The organism is Lysinibacillus sp. AR18-8 (assembly GCF_001705465.1).
Lineage (GTDB): Bacteria > Bacillota > Bacilli > Bacillales_A > Planococcaceae > Lysinibacillus > Lysinibacillus capsici.
In genome coordinates, this window is sequence record NZ_MDGU01000009.1 from 103,752 (window position 1) to 121,167 (window position 17,416).

15 protein-coding genes and 1 other RNA gene are annotated in these 17,416 nt (G+C 39.4%); 15 read left to right on the forward strand and 1 reads right to left on the reverse strand.

Going from position 1 to position 17,416, the window contains the following annotated elements; all coding sequences use genetic code 11:
• The first annotated feature begins 18 nt into the window (after positions 1 to 18).
• From rnr to ssrA, 15 genes are all read left to right on the forward strand, one after another.
• Positions 19 to 2,490 (forward strand): ribonuclease R, encoded by a 2,472-nt coding sequence (rnr, locus tag BFM98_RS08515; protein ID WP_066037100.1) that lies wholly within the window; start codon positions 19 to 21, stop codon positions 2,488 to 2,490.
• A gap of 71 nt (positions 2,491 to 2,561) precedes the next feature.
• Positions 2,562 to 3,026 carry an SsrA-binding protein SmpB gene (gene smpB, locus BFM98_RS08520; RefSeq protein ID WP_009373233.1) on the forward strand — a complete coding sequence of 155 codons (465 nt, stop codon included), beginning with the start codon at positions 2,562 to 2,564 and terminating at the stop codon, positions 3,024 to 3,026.
• Between the two features lie 229 nt (positions 3,027 to 3,255).
• Positions 3,256 to 4,671 (forward strand): FAD-binding oxidoreductase, encoded by a 1,416-nt coding sequence (locus tag BFM98_RS08525; protein ID WP_066037101.1) that lies wholly within the window; start codon positions 3,256 to 3,258, stop codon positions 4,669 to 4,671.
• Entirely contained in the window at positions 4,658 to 5,998 is a 1,341-nt protein-coding gene (locus BFM98_RS08530) for a (Fe-S)-binding protein (protein ID WP_066037102.1), read from the forward strand. Before BFM98_RS08525 ends, BFM98_RS08530 begins: the two co-directional genes overlap by 14 nt.
• 45 nt (positions 5,999 to 6,043) lie before the next feature.
• The gene (locus BFM98_RS08535; protein ID WP_054549536.1) at positions 6,044 to 7,144 is read left to right on the forward strand and encodes a CdaR family transcriptional regulator; all 1,101 of its coding nucleotides are present in this window, start codon (positions 6,044 to 6,046) and stop codon (positions 7,142 to 7,144) included.
• Between the two features lie 163 nt (positions 7,145 to 7,307).
• Positions 7,308 to 8,333 (forward strand): DctP family TRAP transporter solute-binding subunit, encoded by a 1,026-nt coding sequence (locus BFM98_RS08540; RefSeq protein ID WP_066037103.1) that lies wholly within the window; start codon positions 7,308 to 7,310, stop codon positions 8,331 to 8,333.
• Between the two features lie 11 nt (positions 8,334 to 8,344).
• Positions 8,345 to 8,842: a TRAP transporter small permease gene (locus BFM98_RS08545; protein ID WP_054549534.1), complete on the forward strand. Its 498-nt coding sequence runs from the start codon at positions 8,345 to 8,347 to the stop codon at positions 8,840 to 8,842.
• Positions 8,839 to 10,164 (forward strand): TRAP transporter large permease, encoded by a 1,326-nt coding sequence (locus tag BFM98_RS08550; protein ID WP_066037104.1) that lies wholly within the window; start codon positions 8,839 to 8,841, stop codon positions 10,162 to 10,164. Before BFM98_RS08545 ends, BFM98_RS08550 begins: the two co-directional genes overlap by 4 nt.
• Before the next feature lie 14 nt (positions 10,165 to 10,178).
• Complete coding sequence (locus BFM98_RS08555) at positions 10,179 to 10,928, forward strand: SDR family NAD(P)-dependent oxidoreductase (RefSeq protein ID WP_083225322.1); 750 nt, start codon at positions 10,179 to 10,181, stop codon at positions 10,926 to 10,928.
• Positions 10,921 to 11,412 (forward strand): PCC domain-containing protein, encoded by a 492-nt coding sequence (locus BFM98_RS08560; RefSeq protein WP_066037106.1) that lies wholly within the window; start codon positions 10,921 to 10,923, stop codon positions 11,410 to 11,412. Before BFM98_RS08555 ends, BFM98_RS08560 begins: the two co-directional genes overlap by 8 nt.
• Positions 11,409 to 12,890: a class I adenylate-forming enzyme family protein gene (locus BFM98_RS08565; protein ID WP_066037107.1), complete on the forward strand. Its 1,482-nt coding sequence runs from the start codon at positions 11,409 to 11,411 to the stop codon at positions 12,888 to 12,890. Before BFM98_RS08560 ends, BFM98_RS08565 begins: the two co-directional genes overlap by 4 nt.
• A complete protein-coding gene (locus BFM98_RS08570) occupies positions 12,887 to 14,020 on the forward strand; it encodes a thiolase C-terminal domain-containing protein (RefSeq protein WP_009373209.1) in 1,134 nt (377 codons plus the stop codon). Before BFM98_RS08565 ends, BFM98_RS08570 begins: the two co-directional genes overlap by 4 nt.
• A 3-nt stretch (positions 14,021 to 14,023) precedes the next feature.
• Positions 14,024 to 14,332, forward strand: coding sequence for a Zn-ribbon domain-containing OB-fold protein (locus tag BFM98_RS08575; protein ID WP_054549530.1), 309 nt, complete (start codon positions 14,024 to 14,026; stop codon positions 14,330 to 14,332).
• Between the two features lie 208 nt (positions 14,333 to 14,540).
• On the forward strand, positions 14,541 to 15,464 hold the full coding sequence (locus tag BFM98_RS08580; RefSeq protein ID WP_066037108.1) for a DMT family transporter: 924 nt from the start codon (positions 14,541 to 14,543) through the stop codon (positions 15,462 to 15,464).
• A gap of 204 nt (positions 15,465 to 15,668) precedes the next feature.
• Positions 15,669 to 16,024, forward strand: a transfer-messenger RNA (tmRNA) gene (gene ssrA / locus BFM98_RS08585).
• Positions 16,025 to 16,169: 145 nt separating this feature from the next.
• Here the strand turns inward: ssrA and BFM98_RS08590 are convergent.
• Positions 16,170 to 17,333, reverse strand: a complete 1,164-nt coding sequence (locus tag BFM98_RS08590) for a site-specific integrase (protein ID WP_048390903.1) — start codon at positions 17,331 to 17,333, stop codon at positions 16,170 to 16,172.
• Positions 17,334 to 17,416 lie beyond the last annotated feature (83 nt).

Here is a 17,416-nt window from a genome sequence, read left to right on the forward strand (position 1 = left end):
ATGAAGGAGGGAATATGTATGAAAGATCAAAAAGATACACTACAAAGTCGTTTACTCGATTTTTTCAGCAAAGATGATTATAAACCACTAACCGTCGGTGAAATCGAGGATGAATTCGGCTTTGAGGATGCGGAGGAGTTCAAGGAGCTTGTGAAAACACTTGTCCGCATGGAAGGGCAAGGCTTAGTTGTACGCTCTCGCTCCAATCGCTATGGCCTACCAGAGCGTATGAATTTGCTAAGAGGTAAATTTATCGGACATGCGAAGGGCTTTGGCTTCGTGACACCTGATGTCGAGGGCATGGATGATGTGTTCATTCCGCCGCATGAAATTAACGGTGCCATTAACGGAGACATCGTTCTGATTCGTGTTTTAAAGGAATCATTTGGTGATCGACGTGAGGGTACGGTTACAAAGGTCGTTGAGCGCGGTCAAACAAGCTTTGTCGGCACATTTCAGGCTAACCGTGGCTTCGGCTTTGTTGTCCTAGACGATAAAAAGCTACCAATGGATATCTTTATTGCCAAAGGAGATACATTAGGAGCTGTCGATGGACATAAGGTTGTTGTTGAGGTAGCAACATGGCCAGAGGATTTAAAATCTGCTACAGGCTATATTACAAAAATTTTAGGACATAAAAATGATCCAGGTGTGGACATTTTATCCATTTTATATAAGCATGACATTCCACCTGAATTCCCAGATGAAGTCATTGCTGCTGCACAGCGTGTGCCAGATGAAATTACCGAGGCTGATTTAGTAGGGCGTCGTGATTTACGTCATGAAACGATTGTGACAATTGATGGGGCAGATGCAAAGGATTTAGATGATGCCGTAACCGTAACGAAAAATGTAGATGGAACGTATAAGCTTGGCGTACATATTGCAGACGTAAGTTATTATGTAACGCAAGGCTCGGTCATTGACATTGAAGCTTACGATCGCGCGACAAGTGTTTATTTAACAGACCGTGTCATTCCAATGATTCCACATCGTTTATCAAACGGCATTTGTTCATTAAATCCACAGGTTGACCGTTTAACACTCTCCTGTGAAATGATTATTGATGCGAATGGTAATGTGGTTGCACATGAAATTTTCCAAAGTGTCATTAAAACGACTGAACGTATGACGTATAAGGACGTTTACAAGATTTTAGAGGAGCAGGATGAGGCACTAATTGAACGCTATGAGCCACTTGTTCCAATGTTTAAAAACATGGCTGAGCTGTCGGGTATTTTACGCCGTAAACGCGAAATGCGAGGAGCCATTGACTTTGACTTCAAAGAATCCAAGGTGATCGTAAACGAAGAAGGATGGCCAATTGATATAGAATTACGTGAACGAACAGTAGCGGAGAAATTAATTGAAGATTTCATGCTAGCTGCCAATGAAACAGTGGCAGAGCACTTCCACTGGATGAATGTACCGTTTCTATACCGTATTCACGAAGATCCAAAGCCTGAAAAGCTTCAACGCTTCTTTGAATTTGTCACGAACTTCGGTATTTTGATTAAAGGCACTGGTAATACCGTTCATCCTAAGGCATTACAGGATGTTTTGAAGGCCATTGAAGGGATGCCAGAGGAGCCTGTTATCTCAACGATGCTCCTACGTTCAATGCAGCAGGCGAAGTACTACCCTGAAAGTCTTGGACACTTTGGCTTATCAACGGATTTCTATACACACTTCACATCACCAATTCGTCGTTATCCTGACTTAGTTGTACACCGTTTAATTCGTACGTATTTAATTAACAAGGATACATCGAGAGAAACCATTGCACAGTGGAGTATGGCAATGGATGAAATTGCTGACCACACGTCTGAGCGTGAACGTCGTGCTGTTGATGCAGAACGTGATACAGACGCACTGAAAAAAGCACAATATATGTCCGACAAAATTGGCGAAGAATTCGAAGGGATTGTTTCTTCCATTACAAACTTCGGTATTTTCGTGGAGCTACCCAACACCATCGAAGGGCTTGTCCATATTAGCAATATGACTGATGATTACTACCGCTTCGATGATCGTCAAATGATTATGATCGGGGAACGAACGAATCGCCAATTCCGTATTGGGGATGAAGTGACAGTTCGTGTGGCAAATGTCATTATTGAGGAGTCATCCATTGACTTTGAAATCGTTGGAATGGTAACTTCATATGGACGAACACGCAAAGCAGCACCAACTGTTATTCATGCACGTAAAAATTATAGCGATAACAAAGGTGGACGCAGTCGCCGAAGCACACGCAGTGATGAGGAAAAAGGCGGACGTGGTGGCAATCGTAGAGGCGGTCGTCAAGAGGATGACCGTGGAACTCGTAGCTCATCAAAGCAAGGTGAACGACGCGAAAGTGACCGTGATCCACGTGGACGCCGCAAAGATGACTCAAGCCCAGGTCCAAAAAAACGCGTGAAGCAAAAGCAAAAGTTCTATGAGGGCATTGCCAAAAAAGGCAAAAAGAAAAAAACAAAACGTAAATAAGCCTAAGCGAAAGTATTCATTGAAAGGGTACTTTCGCTTAAGCTCAACCTTTTAAGTAGAGGGTGAAAGATATGGCAAAAGGTTCTGGTAAAGTATTAGCACAAAACAAAAAAGCAGGCCACGACTACTTCATCGAAGAAACAATCGAAGCAGGCATGGTCCTAACAGGTACAGAAATCAAATCCATCCGTGCAGGCAAAGTCCAACTGAAAGACTCCTTTGTCCGCGTCCGCAATGGTGAAGCATGGATCAACAATATGCACGTTAGCGCCTTTGAACAAGGCAACCGCTTCAATCACGATCCACTACGCACCCGCAAGCTGCTGCTCCACAAAAAGCAAATCGGCGAGCTAGTCGGTGCCGTAAAACGTGACGGCTACACAATCGTTCCATTGAAAATGTACATCAAGGATGGCTATGCCAAGCTCCTTATCGGCATTGGTAAAGGGAAAAAAGACTACGACAAGCGCAGCGACATGCGCAAAAAAGAAGCCAAACGCGAGATGGAACGTGCCTTCAAGGAACGCCAGCGTTAAAAAGGCTGATGAGAAAGCAGGCAAGTGCCGAACTTTCTCATCTGTTTTTTTCTATATTGAAGCAAATTTGTTAGAAGCTGTTTGGATCTATCCAACAGCTTCTTTTTTTGGTCCTATAACACAAAAAAATTAAAATATAATCCCCTTTTTTATCTTCCAAGACATATGTTTAGAAAATTCAAACAATTAAAATTGTAGTAACTACATAATTCATTTCGAGGTGAGTCTTATGAATAAAACAGTTATCGAAAAAATTACGCACATTGTTGGTGAAAAATACATTAAAAACTCAACTGCACAGCTTTTAGCATATTCCTATGATGCAACGGCAAATTTTCAGCGCTTACCTGATCTTGTCATTTCACCAGGGAATGCAGAGGAAATTGCAGAGGTTTTAAAAGTATGTAATGAATATAAGATTTCAATTATTCCTCGAGGCTCTGGGACAAACCTTGCAGCAGGAACGGTGCCTTATGAGGGGGGAGTAGTGATTTTATTTAATAGAATGGATCAGATTTTAAATTTTGATAAGGAAAATTTAACGATTACAGTTCAGCCAGGTATTATATCCGAGAATCTTTGTATATTTGTTGAATCACAAGGTTTATTTTACCCTCCTGATCCAAGCTCAATGAGAATTTCTACAATCGGTGGCAATGTCAGTGAAAATTCAGGTGGCTTGCGGGGTTTAAAATACGGTGTAACAAAGGATTATGTGAAAGGGTTACAAATTGTTTTACCGAACGGGGATATTTTAGAAACAGGTGGCAAACTAGCAAAGGACGTAGCGGGCTATGACCTCACATCATTATTTGTTGGAGCAGAGGGAACATTGGGTGTCGTAACAGCGATTACTTTAAAGCTTATTCCGTTGCCACAATATAAAATGACGAGCATCGCATACTTTGAATCCTTAGAGAATGCAGCGAGAACAGTCTCTAGTATTATTGCCAATAAAATCATTCCCGTAACGCTAGAATTTCTTGATAAAAAAACAATTAGCGCCGTCGAGCAGTATATGAAAATTGGACTCTCAACAGATGTAGAAGCAATGCTATTACTTGAGCAGGATGGTGAAATGCATCAAGTAGAACAAGATGTCAAAGAAATGGTACGAATCGCTGAAGAAAATGGAGCTCTCTTTACGCAAATTGCAAAAGATGCACAGGAAGCGGAGCAAATTAAAACAGCAAGACGTGTCGCATTATCAGCATTAGCAAAATTAAAACCGACAGTTATTTTAGAGGATGCCACAGTACCACGATCAGAGCTGGCCAAAATGGTGATGAGAATCAATGATATATCCGAAAAGTACAATGTCAATATTGCCACATTTGGTCATGCAGGGGATGGAAATTTGCATCCTACATGTTTAACAGACTTGCGAGATGAAGAGGAGATGCACCGTGTGGAAGCGGCATTTTCGGAAATTTTTGAGGCAGCACTGTCGCTAGGTGGCACGATTACAGGGGAGCACGGTGTAGGTGAAATGAAAGCACCTTATTTAGAATGGAAAATTGGTCCTATCGGTATCAATGTAATGAAAAACATTAAGCAAACTTTCGATCCTAACCATATTATGAATCCTGGCAAAGTCTTTGCTAAAGAAACGAAGAAAAGAGTGGTGGTACATGGTGGTAACTAACGTACAACAGCAAATGCAGCAATCCTTCCAGACACATGTCGATGAAAATCTATTGCTCGACTGTATGAGATGTGGCTTCTGTTTGCCAAGCTGTCCGACCTATCTTCACATGGAGCAGGATGAGGCACAATCACCACGTGGACGCATTGCCTTAATGAAGGCAGTACGTGACGGGATTGTACCTTTCGATGCATCTGTAGAACAATCATTCGATTTATGTTTAGGATGTCGCGCATGTGAGCCGGCATGTCCAGCTGGTGTACAGTATGGTGCTTTAATCGAGCAAACCCGTGAAGCCGTACAAGAAGTGAAGCAATCTTCCTTCGTAGAAAAAACAACAAGAAAAATTGTTTTCAATCATCTTTTCGTCAAGCAAAAAAATATGGAGCATGCAGTTAGTCTAGTGCATCTTTATCAAAAAACAGGTCTACAAAAAGCTGTACGGAAAATTGGGTTTTTAAATTTATTCCCAAAGCATTTAAAAACAATGGAGGCATCTTTACCACCCGTAGCTAAAAAGGTACAGCCATTAAAGAAGGTAAAAACAGCTTCGATGAAGGTGGCCTTTTTTACAGGCTGTCTAATGGATACACTTTATAAGGAAACAAATGAAAAAACGGTGTCCTTGCTACAATTGCTTGGTGTTGATGTCGTTATTCCAGATAATCAAAGTTGCTGCGGGGCTCTCCATGGGCATAGTGGTGAACTAAAGCGTGGTAAGCAAAACTTAATTAGTAATGTAGAGCTATTTGATTCAGATGATTATACCTATATTGTTAATAACGCAGGTGGTTGTGGTGCTTTCTTAAAGGAATATGAAAAGCACTTACATAGTGATGAACGCTATCGTGAAAAAGCAGTTCGATTTTCAAAGAAGACAATTGATATTTCAAGTCTGCTTGTCAAAGCTGGGCTACTGGATTATTTAGCAACCTTGCCACAACAAGTAAACAAGACTCTTGTAACCTATCAGGATTCCTGCCATTTACGCAATGTTAATAAAATCTTTAATGAGCCAAGAATGATTTTACAGGCCCTACCGAATGTGCACTTTAAAGAGCTGCCAAATGCCAATACATGTTGTGGTTCAGCAGGAATATATAATTTATTGCAGCCTGCATCAGCAGATAATATTTTAACTACAAAAATGGCTACGATTAAGGCGCTACAGCCTACAGTTATCGTTACGGCTAATCCTGGTTGCTTGCTGCAAATTCAATCTGGTATCCATAAAGAAAATCTAGAAGCAAGCATGCAAGCCGCACATATTGTTGATTTTATCTACAAGAGCATAGAAAACTGTAGTAAAATAGCTAAAATATACTAAATTTTCGGCATAATCAGTATATTAATCTTTATGGGGGGTGGCACAATGTTTGATTTGCAAATAATTGGCACAAAAATTGTAAGAGAGCTTGGTGAGTTGATTGATCAAAATGTTGTTGTAATCGATCATAATGGATTTATTATTGCCAGCACAGACATGTCGAGGATGAATCAATTTCATGAGGGTGCTTTAATAGCCATGAAAAACAAAGAAGTCATGCATATGACGAAGGAACTGTCGGTTCAATTGAAGGGTGTGCGTGAGGGTCTTGTCATGCCATTAGTTATTGAAGATACATCAATCGGAGTAATTGGTGTTACTGGACAACCTGTGGAAATAGAAAAATACGGGAAGCTTGTTCAGAAAATTACACAGTTTTTTGTGGAAGATTTTTTAATGCACCGTAAAAAAGAACGAGAGACTAAAATGTTTGAGCTCTTCCTGCTAGATTTATTAAATGGTCAGGTAAATCAATTGTTGCTAGAGCAACGAGCAGAAATGTTAAATATTGATACAGAGCTCTACAATCGAATTATTATAATTCAATTGAATAGGAGAATCGATGAGAAGGGGGTGGATTATTTGCGTGCAATTCAAATAATCCATCCTCAATTACATATTTTTCAATGGAGCTTTGATAAGCTAGTGCTGCTTGTCCCCAAAATAACGCGTATTCATTTAGAGCAAACACTTCATTCATTTAACCGTAAACTGATAAAGCTATATGATGACGATATATTTATAGGCGTCGGCAACTCACATTCCTTCTTTGAGCTAAATGCATCCTATAATGAAGCAAATATAGCGTTAACAGTTGCTATAGAAAATAGACAAATAGTATTTGAAGAGGATTTGAAATTAGAGTTACTATTGTCCGACCTTGATGAACAAAAGGTTGGCCATTTCATCGGCAGAACAATTGGTTCTTTAATAGAGGAAGAAGAACTAATATACAATCTAGAAATGTGGCTAAAAAGTAAAGGAGGCTTACAGGAAATTGCTGATGCCCTTCATATTCATAAAAATACATTAAAATATCGCTTAAAAAAAATAGAAAAGCTTTTAAAGATTGATATTAATAATAATGAAAACAAACTGGAATTAATGATTGCTATTTTGCTGTTTCGAAAAAGAAAAAGCATCTAATTAAATACTTAAAAATGCTGTTATTTGTATGTTTTTTATTTATTAGAGACAAAAATCACTCAATTATCATGTGACTTTTTATCCCCTAAGAATATATATTTAGATTTTTCGGAATTATAAAATAATTATAGAATCTAATATAAAAAGAGTAGGGGGATATTTTATGAGGAAATTTTTAAAAGGGAGAAATCTTCTCTTGGCTATGCTCTTGATCGTATCAGCAATACTAGCTGCCTGTGGTGGTAGCAGTAGCGGGGATGCTGATGATAAAGAAAAGTCATATAAATTAAAAATGTCTGTCACAGTATCAGATTCATCAACATGGTATGAGGCAGCAAAAAAACTGGCAGATGATATGGATAAAGAAACAGATGGTCGCATTAAAATTGAAGTATTTACGAATGAACAATTATCTGGGGGAGATTCTGGTAAGGCTGTTGAAGGCTTAGCAAAGGGTTCAATTGATTTAACATTTAACTCTACGATTATTTATTCGATTTTAGATCAACGTTTTGGTGTGACAAGTGCACCTTTTTTACTTAAGGATCATTCAGAGGTAGATAAAGTGTTTAATGGAGAAGGGGGAGAAAAGCTTAAAGGACTTTTAGCTGAAAAGGGAGTACAAGCTTTAGGCTATGGAGAAAATGGTTTCCGTCAAATAACGAATAGTAAGCGTGAAATTAAGCTACCAGAAGATTTAAATGGATTAAAGATTCGTATACCTGGTATTACCATGTACACAGATTTATACCGTTCATTAGGAACAGATCCTGCAACAATGACATTCTCAGAAGTGTTTACAGCATTGCAGCAAGGAACGATTGATGGGCAAGAAAATCCTATTGATGTTATTGCTTCGTCAAAGCTAGATGAAGTTCAGGATTACTTAACATTGTGGAACTATTCATATGATCCATTAGTGTTAGGTATGAATAAAAAGCTCTATGATTCTTTAAGTGATGCAGACCGTGAATTATTTGATCGACTAGGTAAAGAGGCAGCTGCATATCAAGTGAAAATTGCACGTGAAAAAGAAGCATCACAAATTGAAGATTTAAAAGCTAAAGGAATGAATGTTTATACGCCAACAGATGCAGAATTGGAAGCGTTTAAAAAAGCTGTTCAGCCTATTTATGATAAATACACAGATATTTGGGGAGAAGATTTACTGAAAGCGTTTACGCCATAAGGGGGAAACATATGAAATTCTTAGACTACTTTGAAGAGATTATATTAAGCGTTACATTTGCAGCGATTACATTTATAACATTTGTAAACATTGTTTCTCGTAATTTAGTCAACTTATCCCTTTCTTTTACAGAAGAAATCACAGTTAATTTGTTAGTATTGCTTACATTTGTTGGGACAGCATTAGGTGTGCGGAGATACGCACACCTTGGTTTTACCTTATTGTTCGATAAAGGGAACAAGCTGACAAAAAAGGCGATTGTCATTATTTCATCAGTAGCGAGTGGTGTATTGTTTGCAGTATTACTTTATTACGGCATTGATATGGTATTGTTCCAAATGCAGATTAATCAAACAACACCAGCCTTAGGGATGCCGCAGTGGATTTTATCTTCGGCATTACCACTAGGTGCATTACTGTGCTTAATTCGTACAGTTCAAGCAATGTTAGAAGAGTATAAAGCAGTGAGTAATGAAGGGAATGGAGCGAAAGGGGATGAGCTCGTATGATAGCATTATTACTTTTTGGCTCCTTTATATTGCTCGTATTTTTAAGGGTACCAATCGCTGCTTCCTTAGCGGTATCCTCAATGGTAGTCCTATTTGCATCACAAGGACTATCTGGTTTTGAGGCACTAACAGATATTATGTATACGAGCGTGGCAAAGTTTACGCTATTAGCGATTCCATTCTTTATTTTAGCTGGTGTCATTATGGACCATATCGGAATTTCTAAGCGTTTAATCGACTTTGCACAAACATTAGTAGGACATCGTAAAGGTGGGATTGTACTTGTAACGGTATTAGTAGCGATTTTCTTCGCTGCTATTTCAGGGTCTGGTCCAGCCACAGTTGCTGCAATTGGAGGTATTCTCATTCCAGCAATGGTGAAAAACGGCTATCGTAAAGAAACTGCTGGTGGATTAGTGGCGAGTGCGGGTGCGATAGGTATTATTATTCCCCCATCGATTGCATTCATTATTTTTGCAGTAGTAGCAGGAGATCAAATCCCAATTACAATTAACCGTCTTTTTATGGCAGGGGTTATACCAGGTATTTTAGTAGGTATCGGTTTATTTATTGCTGGGATGTATGTCCGCAAACGTGATATTCAAAAGGGTATTTTTAATGACTCTGTGGAAGCAACTAAGCAAAAAAGTACAGGAAAAGAACGTTGGGATGCATTTATAAAGGCACTACCAGGATTAATGATTCCTGTCATTATCTTAGGTGGTATCTATGGAGGGTTTTTTACACCAACAGAAGCGGCAGTTATTGCGGTTGTATATGGACTAATTGTCGGACTGTTCATTCATCGAAAAGGCTACATAAAAATGATGTATCGTATTTTTATTGAGTCGGCGTTACAAACAGCTGTTGTAATGATTATCGTAAGTGCCGCCTCTGTCTTTGCCTATATTGTCACAACAGAGCAAATCGCCTCTACTATTTCAAATACGGTTTTAGGTTTAACAGATAATAAAATCATTATTTTATTACTAGTAAATATTATTTTATTAATTGCGGGTGCATTTATTGATGCCATTTCTGCGTTTTATATATTCGTCCCGATATTACTTCCAATTATGTTAATGCTCGATGTAGACCCAGCTGTATTTGGCGTGTTTATGACAATTAACTTAGCAATCGGCTTATTTACACCACCTGTTGGCTTGAATTTATATGTTGCAGCAAGTATGTCAAAGGCTAATATCATTCAAATTTCCAAAGGGGTAGTCCCGTTTATTGTTGCTTCGGTTATCGTTTTATTACTTGTAACCTATATACCTTCTCTATCAACATTTTTACCAGATTTATTAAATATTAAATAGCAAAGGGGAAAACTATGATGACATTAAAAGATGATGTAGCGATTGTTACAGGAGCAGCAAGTGGGATTGGACAAGCAGTTGCGGTCCAGCTTTCAAAGCAAGGGGTACATGTTGTTTTAGTTGACTTAAATTCATGTGAGAAGACAATTGAAAAACTAGCACATGACAGCTATTTAGAATGCTTAGGAGATATTCGTGATGCAGAGTTTGTGAAAGCAACAGTCAATCGCACAGTTGAAAAGTATGGAGAGATTCATATTTTGGTGAACAATGCTGGGACATGTAGTCGCAAAAATATTGAAACAATGACTTTTGAGGAATGGTCGCGTGATCTTGATACGAACTTAAAAGCAACATTTATGTTTACCCAGGCATGTGTGTACCCACATATGAAGGATTCTCAATATGGTCGGATTATTAATATTAGCTCAGTTTCAGGTTTAAACGGTGGTGTTACATCTGGTGAAGATGGTACAGGTCGATCAGGTCCAGCTTATGCTGCATCAAAAGGAGGGGTAATTGCCCTTACGAAATGGGTAGCAAAAGAGCTTGGCCCACTTAATATTACTTGTAACTCCGTGGCACCAGGCGCAACCTTAACAGGTATTACAACAGGGGTTCCATACAATTTAGATCAGCAGGTTATTAAGCGTATCGGCACACCTGATGATATTGCAAGTGCTGTCTTATACTTTGCATCGAGGGAGGCTAGCTATGCAACTGCTCAGGTGTTAAAGGTAGATGGAGGGATTAGTATTGGATAATTCTCGTTGGCAAGCTTTGTATGACCGACCTACGGATAGAATTATCGGAAGATTAAAAGCAGGAACGGATTTATTTACTGGGATGAAAGAGGTTTGCAATCACTTTGGGGTAAAGGGAGGGCAATTTCAATGCATGGGATCCCTAAAGCAGGCTACCTATGTCCAAGTTCAAAGAGGTGAAAAGCAAGGGACCATTGTTTATTCACCAAAACGGCAAACTACCTCTCCGGTCGAACTCATTTCTGGTTTAGGGTTTATTGGGATAGATATGGAGACGAATGATTTAGATATTCATTTTCATGGATCTTTTGTCGATTGTGATCAACATTTTACTGGTGGTCATTTTCTTGAAGGAGAAAATGAAATCGCTATCACAGTCGAATTCATCCTCTATCCATTAAGAGAGGCGATACCGAAAAGACGGAAGGATCAACAATTTGGGGTTCTAATTTTTCATTTTGATGAACAGGGGGAAGATAAATGAGTACAATTGGCCAATTAGCACTGAAATCGGCTCGAGCGTATCCAGATAAAATAGCAGTTAAATTCAAAGACCGTGCGATTTCCTATGCCGATTTGATGGAACGGGCCTATGCTCTAACAGCTTATTTTAAAAGCCTTAACTTACAAAAAGGAGAGCGCGTAGGTATTTTAATGTCAAATAGATTAGAGCATATAGAGCTTGATGTAGCTGTTTCTTTATATGGTCTTATTAAAGTCCCACTTAATTACCGCTTGCATCCGAAAGAACATGAGTATCAGGTGAATGATTCAGGTATGAGTCTGATGATTGGTGAAAAATCATTAATTGATCCGCTACAAATTGACTTTCCTATTCTTTATTGTGGAGAACCGTATGAGCTAGTAGTAAAACAGTTTAAAGGGCAGTCCCATGAAAATGAAGTGGAAGAAAATGATACGATGGCCATTATGTATACTTCAGGAACGACAGGTAATCCGAAAGGTGTTATGCTGTCACATCGCAATATGGTTAGTGGAGCCCTATCCTTAGCAATAGCGTGTGAAGTTGACTATACGGATATGCTCGGTCACGTCGCACCACTGACACACGGGGCAAATTTTTTAAGTCATGTGGCATGGCTCTATGGCTTAACACAAGTTATTTACGATAAATTTGAGCCAGAGCAATTTGTTCATTTATTAGAGCAGGACCGTATTTCAATCATTTTCCTAGTCCCAACGATGGTCAACCTTATGATTCAGCACGATCAGTTCGACCCGCAGAAGCTTCGTACTATTAAATCGATTAATATGGCAGGCTCACCGATCGCTGCTGCTAAGTTGCAAGAGGCACTAGATAAAGTAGGAACAAAATTTGTAGAAACCTATGGTCAAGTAGAGGGACCGATGTGCATTTCGATGATGCCACGCGAAGATTTACCATCCCGCCTTGATTCATGTGGTAGAATTGGACCTTTTGTTGATGTGAAAATCGTGGATGCTGAGGGCAATGAATGTCCAGTAGGAGAAATAGGCGAAATTACAGCAAAGGGCCCGCTTATTATGCAGGGCTATTGGAATAACGAAAAGGCGACAGCAGAAACATTGCGTGATGGCTGGCTTCATACAGGCGATTTAGGCAAGCTAGATGAGCATGGCTACCTATCGATCGTGGACCGTAAAAAGGAGGTCATTATTTCAGGTGGTGTAAATATCTATCCGCGAGAAGTAGAGGAAGTGTTGAACAAGCATGAATTCGTCAAGGAAACATGTGTGATTGGTATTCCAGATGACAAATGGGGCGAATCCATTGTCGCCTATGTCGTGCCAAACGGCCGTGGGGAAATTGAGAAGGCTGCCTTAATCGAGCTTTGCCAGCAACATTTAGCAAGCTTTAAAAAGCCAAAAGAAATTTTCGTAGTTGAAGCCCTACCAAAAAGCTCCTACGGGAAAATATTAAAGCGTGAGCTAGTAAAACAGCATATGGAGGTGACGCAATGACGGTATATGTTCATAGTGTAAGTATGACGAAGTTCGGTAACAATGAAAATGCTTCATTGAAGGATTTAATGCTCACTGCTAGTAAAGAGGCGCTAGATGAGGCAAGAGACTTAAAAATCGATGCGGTTTTTGTTGGTAACTATATGGGAGGTAGCTTAGCCAATCAAGAAATTCTAGGTGCGATCGTAGCAAATGACCTAGGGCTCGGACCCATCCCTACAGCCAAATTAGAGGGTGCCTGTGCATCAGGTGGTATTGCATTACGACAAGGTATTTTAGGTATATTAAGTGGCGAATATGAAAGCGTTTTAGTTGTTGGTGTAGAAAAAATGAAGCATGCCCCAACCGCCACTGTCACGCAATTTATTAACTCTGCAATGGATCAGACGACAAACGAACGTTATGCGGGTCTAACTTTCCCAGGATTTTTTGGCGTAGTCGCAAACCGCTACTTCCATGAGACAGGTGCAAATAAATCCCATTTAGCAAAATTAGCGTTGAAAAACCGTGAAAATGCATTGCAAAATCCATTAGCCCAATTCCAAAAACCAGCAACACTCGAAGAAATAATGAACGCACGCATGATTACAGATCCACTTGGCTTATTCGATTGTTCACCGATTACAGATGGAGCAGCAGCAGTTGTGTTATCTCGTAAGCCATCGGATATTAAAATAGTAGCATCTGCACAGGCTTCAGGACCGACAATGATGCAGGATGCCATTGATTTACTATCATTACCAGCGATCCGCATTTCAGGTCAGCAAGCCTATGAAAAAGCAGGGGTTGGTCCTGAGGATATTGATGTTGTGGAAATTCACGATTGCTTCTCTATGACAGAAATGCTGGCTATTGAAGAGCTTGGTTTTTTCCCGAAATTAGAAGGCTGGCTGGCTATTGAGCAAGGAAAAACGCGCGTGAACGGAGAAAAGCCTGTCAATACAAGCGGAGGGCTTTTATCAAGAGGACATCCTATTGGCGCAACAGGTGTGGCGCAGTTTTACCAATTAGTACTACAATTACGCGGACACGCACCAAACCAGCTAGAAAAACGACCGCGATTAGCACTTGCACAAAATTTAGGTGGCACTGGTTCTTATTCGGTTGTCCACATATTAGAAAGGGTGTAGCAGATGAAGGTTTATGAATGCTGTGGTGTAGAATCAGTAACGAAAAAAGTGTATTGCAGCACCTGCCGCCAAGAAATTAAAAATGAACGAGAAGTCCCAGATGAGGGAACCGTGTACAGCTTTACGGTCATTCATATTGCACCAGCAGAATATGCCCATTTGGCACCGTATACTGTGGCACTAGTACAGCTAAAGGATTCCACAGCCAAGCTAACAGTGCGCATTCAAGAAAATGTCCAAATTGGTGACCCCGTACAGCTTGATGAAATGAAAGATGGAACATACATTTATCAAAAGGTGAGAACTGCTTAAGGATGAGTATGAAGTATGGTAGGCTGTTTGGAAGGCGATGTCTTTCCTGGCGGCCTACTTTCCTATGAATAGTCTACTAGACTTATTATAAAAGCCCCTTTATTGAGGCAAATTTCAATTTGGGTCCTGCTGCAGGTGTTAGCCTGTTGTCTCATAGAACATAGAGAGGCTTCTTATCTTGCGATCGAATAAAACAGGAGGTGATGACTTGGCAAATGCAAAGGTTTATTCCATTTTAGTTTTCGTTATGTTTCTTTGGGGCATGAATGTTACATGGTTGAAAGTAATTGTTTCCAATGGCGATCCATTAACGATACAAACGGCGCGTATTTTTCTTGCAGCTATTACGATTTTTATTATTTTAAAGCTAACGAAGCAGCCGCTTTATATAAAGGGGATGCCATTTAAGTACATATTCATTGGTTGTTTTTTCGGGGTCATTTGTCACCATGTCTTTTTAGCATATGGCATCGTTCAAACAACAGCCATGAAAACAGCTATTATTAGTGGCTTAAGTCCACTTTTCACGGCACTTATTGCCGTATTATTTAAAGACACGGTTATGACAAAATCTAAATTAATTGGCTTTGCACTTGGTGGAGTTGGCGTGCTATTCGCAGTGGTGGACGACATTACCGAGCTAACGAATTTACAGCTAGGTGATTTTCTCGTCTTTATGTCATTCTTTTTGCAGGCCTTTAGCTTTCTTGCCATTCGCCGTGCCACGGAAGTCATCTCTCCCATGCTGATGACAGGCTGGATGCTTCTCATAGGCTCATCACTCTTATTAATTTTCACATTCGCTACAAGCTTCCGAAGCTACGGGACATTCTTATCCTTCAGTCCGTTCATATGGCTCGTATTTTTCATGTCCGCCATTTTAGCCACTTCCATCGGACATACACTATATAATTTATGTATAAAACACATTGGTGCAGCGGAATCCGCTATTTTTGTGAATTTCAATACCATATTCGCACTAATTGGAGCGGCCTTATTTTTACATGAAATCATTACACTGCAACAATTTATCGGCAGTATAATTATTATTTCAGGCGTTATAATCGGCACAAGCAATTTAGAGGAAAGACTTCTTCAAAGGAAAAAAAATCGCGATAAACTAGAGTGTTAGAAAAGTAGAGATGCACAACTTTTCCTAGGCTTCTAATCAGAATGTTTTAGTTGGTGAACTAGCTTATTCAGTGTCTCTACTTGATATTTTAAGCTCTTTATTTTATAATAGTACTACATGCCAGTGAGCATCTACTCATACGATGTTCATTTACAACCTGCCTTGTGCAGCGTTGTCCGAACGGTTTATAACCGGATTATATCCGGGGACGTTACGGATTCGACAGGGATGGTTCAAGCTTTGGTCGCGCGTCGGAGGGCTCGGCTCCGTCATCAACGACAGTTATATAATAACTGGCAAACAACAAAACTTAGCTTTCGCAGCGTAAGCTCTTAAGCGCTCTGCCTCTCTATCGCCCATGTAGAGAACGTAGGGCCCAACTTTAGTGGGATACGGTCGATGGTGCCACCTGAGTCATCGGCAAGAGATTTCCAGGTTAGCGTACAGGACGCCTGTTTGTCGGCATAATGTTACGTGAATCGTAAATAGGCAAACTACACGCGTAGAAGCTGAAGTATTGGAGTTTCTGGACGCGGGTTCGACTCCCGCCGTCTCCATACTGTGAAATGTACTGAATTTCACTGAGTGTCATAAACGTTGATATACCAACGTTTATGACACTTTTTTTATGACTTTGAGTTGTACTGAAATTGATTGAATCCTTATTAAAAACCTTATTAACCTTTGTTAAACCTTTGTTAGAAATTAATCGGATTCATTGTTTAAAAAGGCTGTAAATTTATTAATAGTACCTTCTTTCGTTTTTCGCGTAACATGGGCATAAATTTCTAATGTTGTTTTCACATCGTTATGGCCTAAACGATACTGAACTTCTTTAATCGAGGCACCCGCTTCGAATAACAACGAGCAATGTGTGTGACGTAGTCCGTGTGTCGTAATATGCTCCAAACTGTGTTTTACAAGGAAGTCTGAAAGCCATTGTACAGTTTTATTAGGGTCTTGAAGAACGTTGTAAATATTAGAGAACACTAATTGTTGCTTCTTATTAGTGTTAATCCCTTTCTCAGCAAAAATCTTTTCTTGCTCACTTCGCCATAATTTTAAAATCTCAATGGTTTCTTCATCAATTTTGATTGTTCGAGGTTTACCATTTTTTGTTGGTCCAAGATAAAGCCCTTTCTCGCCACGTTTCACTGCTTTAGTAATTCGAACATCAAAAGTATCAAAGTCGATATCCTTCCATTTTAAAGCGAAAATTTCCCCTTTACGCATTCCAGAGAAAGCGAGCAAACGAAAAACAGCTCGCTTTTTAATATTAGGGTCTTCTTGTAAAAGGGTTAAGAACTGTACAAGCTCCTCACGCGAATAAAAATTTTCAAACTCTTCATCGTCCTCATCAATTGAAATTTTTGCTTTGATAATAGGCATTTCGATTAATTCAAAAGGGTTATTATCAATGATGCCATGTTTCATAGCGTACTTCATAACAAGAGCTGCATAGTTCTTCACCATTTTGAAGCGCTTTAGTTTTTTGGCCCATTGGTTTACATGCTTTTGACAGATTGCGGCATCAATATTAGCAATTCGATATGATCCGAAGGCAGTTAAAATGTGATTGCTGAAAATACGTTTAGTTTTTAGTAGGGTGCTATCCTCTACTGTATTTTCATATTGTTCTAACCATAATTCATAGACCTCTTGATACGTGTCTTTAGAAACTTTTCCGAAAGTACCATTTTTAATTTCTTGTTGCAACTCATAATAAGCCTCTTTAGCTTCTTTCTTTGTTTTAAAGCCGCTACGAGTAGTTGTTTTTTCCTTGCCTGTTAATGGATCTGTGCCAATATAAATGTGGAATTTATATCGGAGTTCATTAGTTTTTAGTTTGTAACTTTTAATATTAACCATATGTTCCTCCTGTTTCGTGCTTACGGAGACAAAGAGGTTGTAGTAACTAGTACTACAGTTTCAGTTTATGTGATAGGCGACGC

Coding starts and splice junctions, on each gene's coding strand:
- BFM98_RS08565 (WP_066037107.1), top strand. CDS start 11,409: ATGAGTACAATTGGCCAATTAGCACTGAAATCGGCTCGAGCGTATCCA.
- BFM98_RS08555 (WP_083225322.1), top strand. CDS start 10,179: ATGATGACATTAAAAGATGATGTAGCGATTGTTACAGGAGCAGCAAGT.
- BFM98_RS08550 (WP_066037104.1), top strand. CDS start 8,839: ATGATAGCATTATTACTTTTTGGCTCCTTTATATTGCTCGTATTTTTA.
- BFM98_RS08590 (WP_048390903.1), bottom strand. CDS start 17,333: ATGGTTAATATTAAAAGTTACAAACTAAAAACTAATGAACTCCGATAT.
- BFM98_RS08575 (WP_054549530.1), top strand. CDS start 14,024: ATGAAGGTTTATGAATGCTGTGGTGTAGAATCAGTAACGAAAAAAGTG.
- rnr (WP_066037100.1), top strand. CDS start 19: ATGAAAGATCAAAAAGATACACTACAAAGTCGTTTACTCGATTTTTTC.
- BFM98_RS08570 (WP_009373209.1), top strand. CDS start 12,887: ATGACGGTATATGTTCATAGTGTAAGTATGACGAAGTTCGGTAACAAT.
- BFM98_RS08545 (WP_054549534.1), top strand. CDS start 8,345: ATGAAATTCTTAGACTACTTTGAAGAGATTATATTAAGCGTTACATTT.
- BFM98_RS08535 (WP_054549536.1), top strand. CDS start 6,044: ATGTTTGATTTGCAAATAATTGGCACAAAAATTGTAAGAGAGCTTGGT.
- BFM98_RS08540 (WP_066037103.1), top strand. CDS start 7,308: ATGAGGAAATTTTTAAAAGGGAGAAATCTTCTCTTGGCTATGCTCTTG.
- BFM98_RS08530 (WP_066037102.1), top strand. CDS start 4,658: ATGGTGGTAACTAACGTACAACAGCAAATGCAGCAATCCTTCCAGACA.
- BFM98_RS08525 (WP_066037101.1), top strand. CDS start 3,256: ATGAATAAAACAGTTATCGAAAAAATTACGCACATTGTTGGTGAAAAA.
- smpB (WP_009373233.1), top strand. CDS start 2,562: ATGGCAAAAGGTTCTGGTAAAGTATTAGCACAAAACAAAAAAGCAGGC.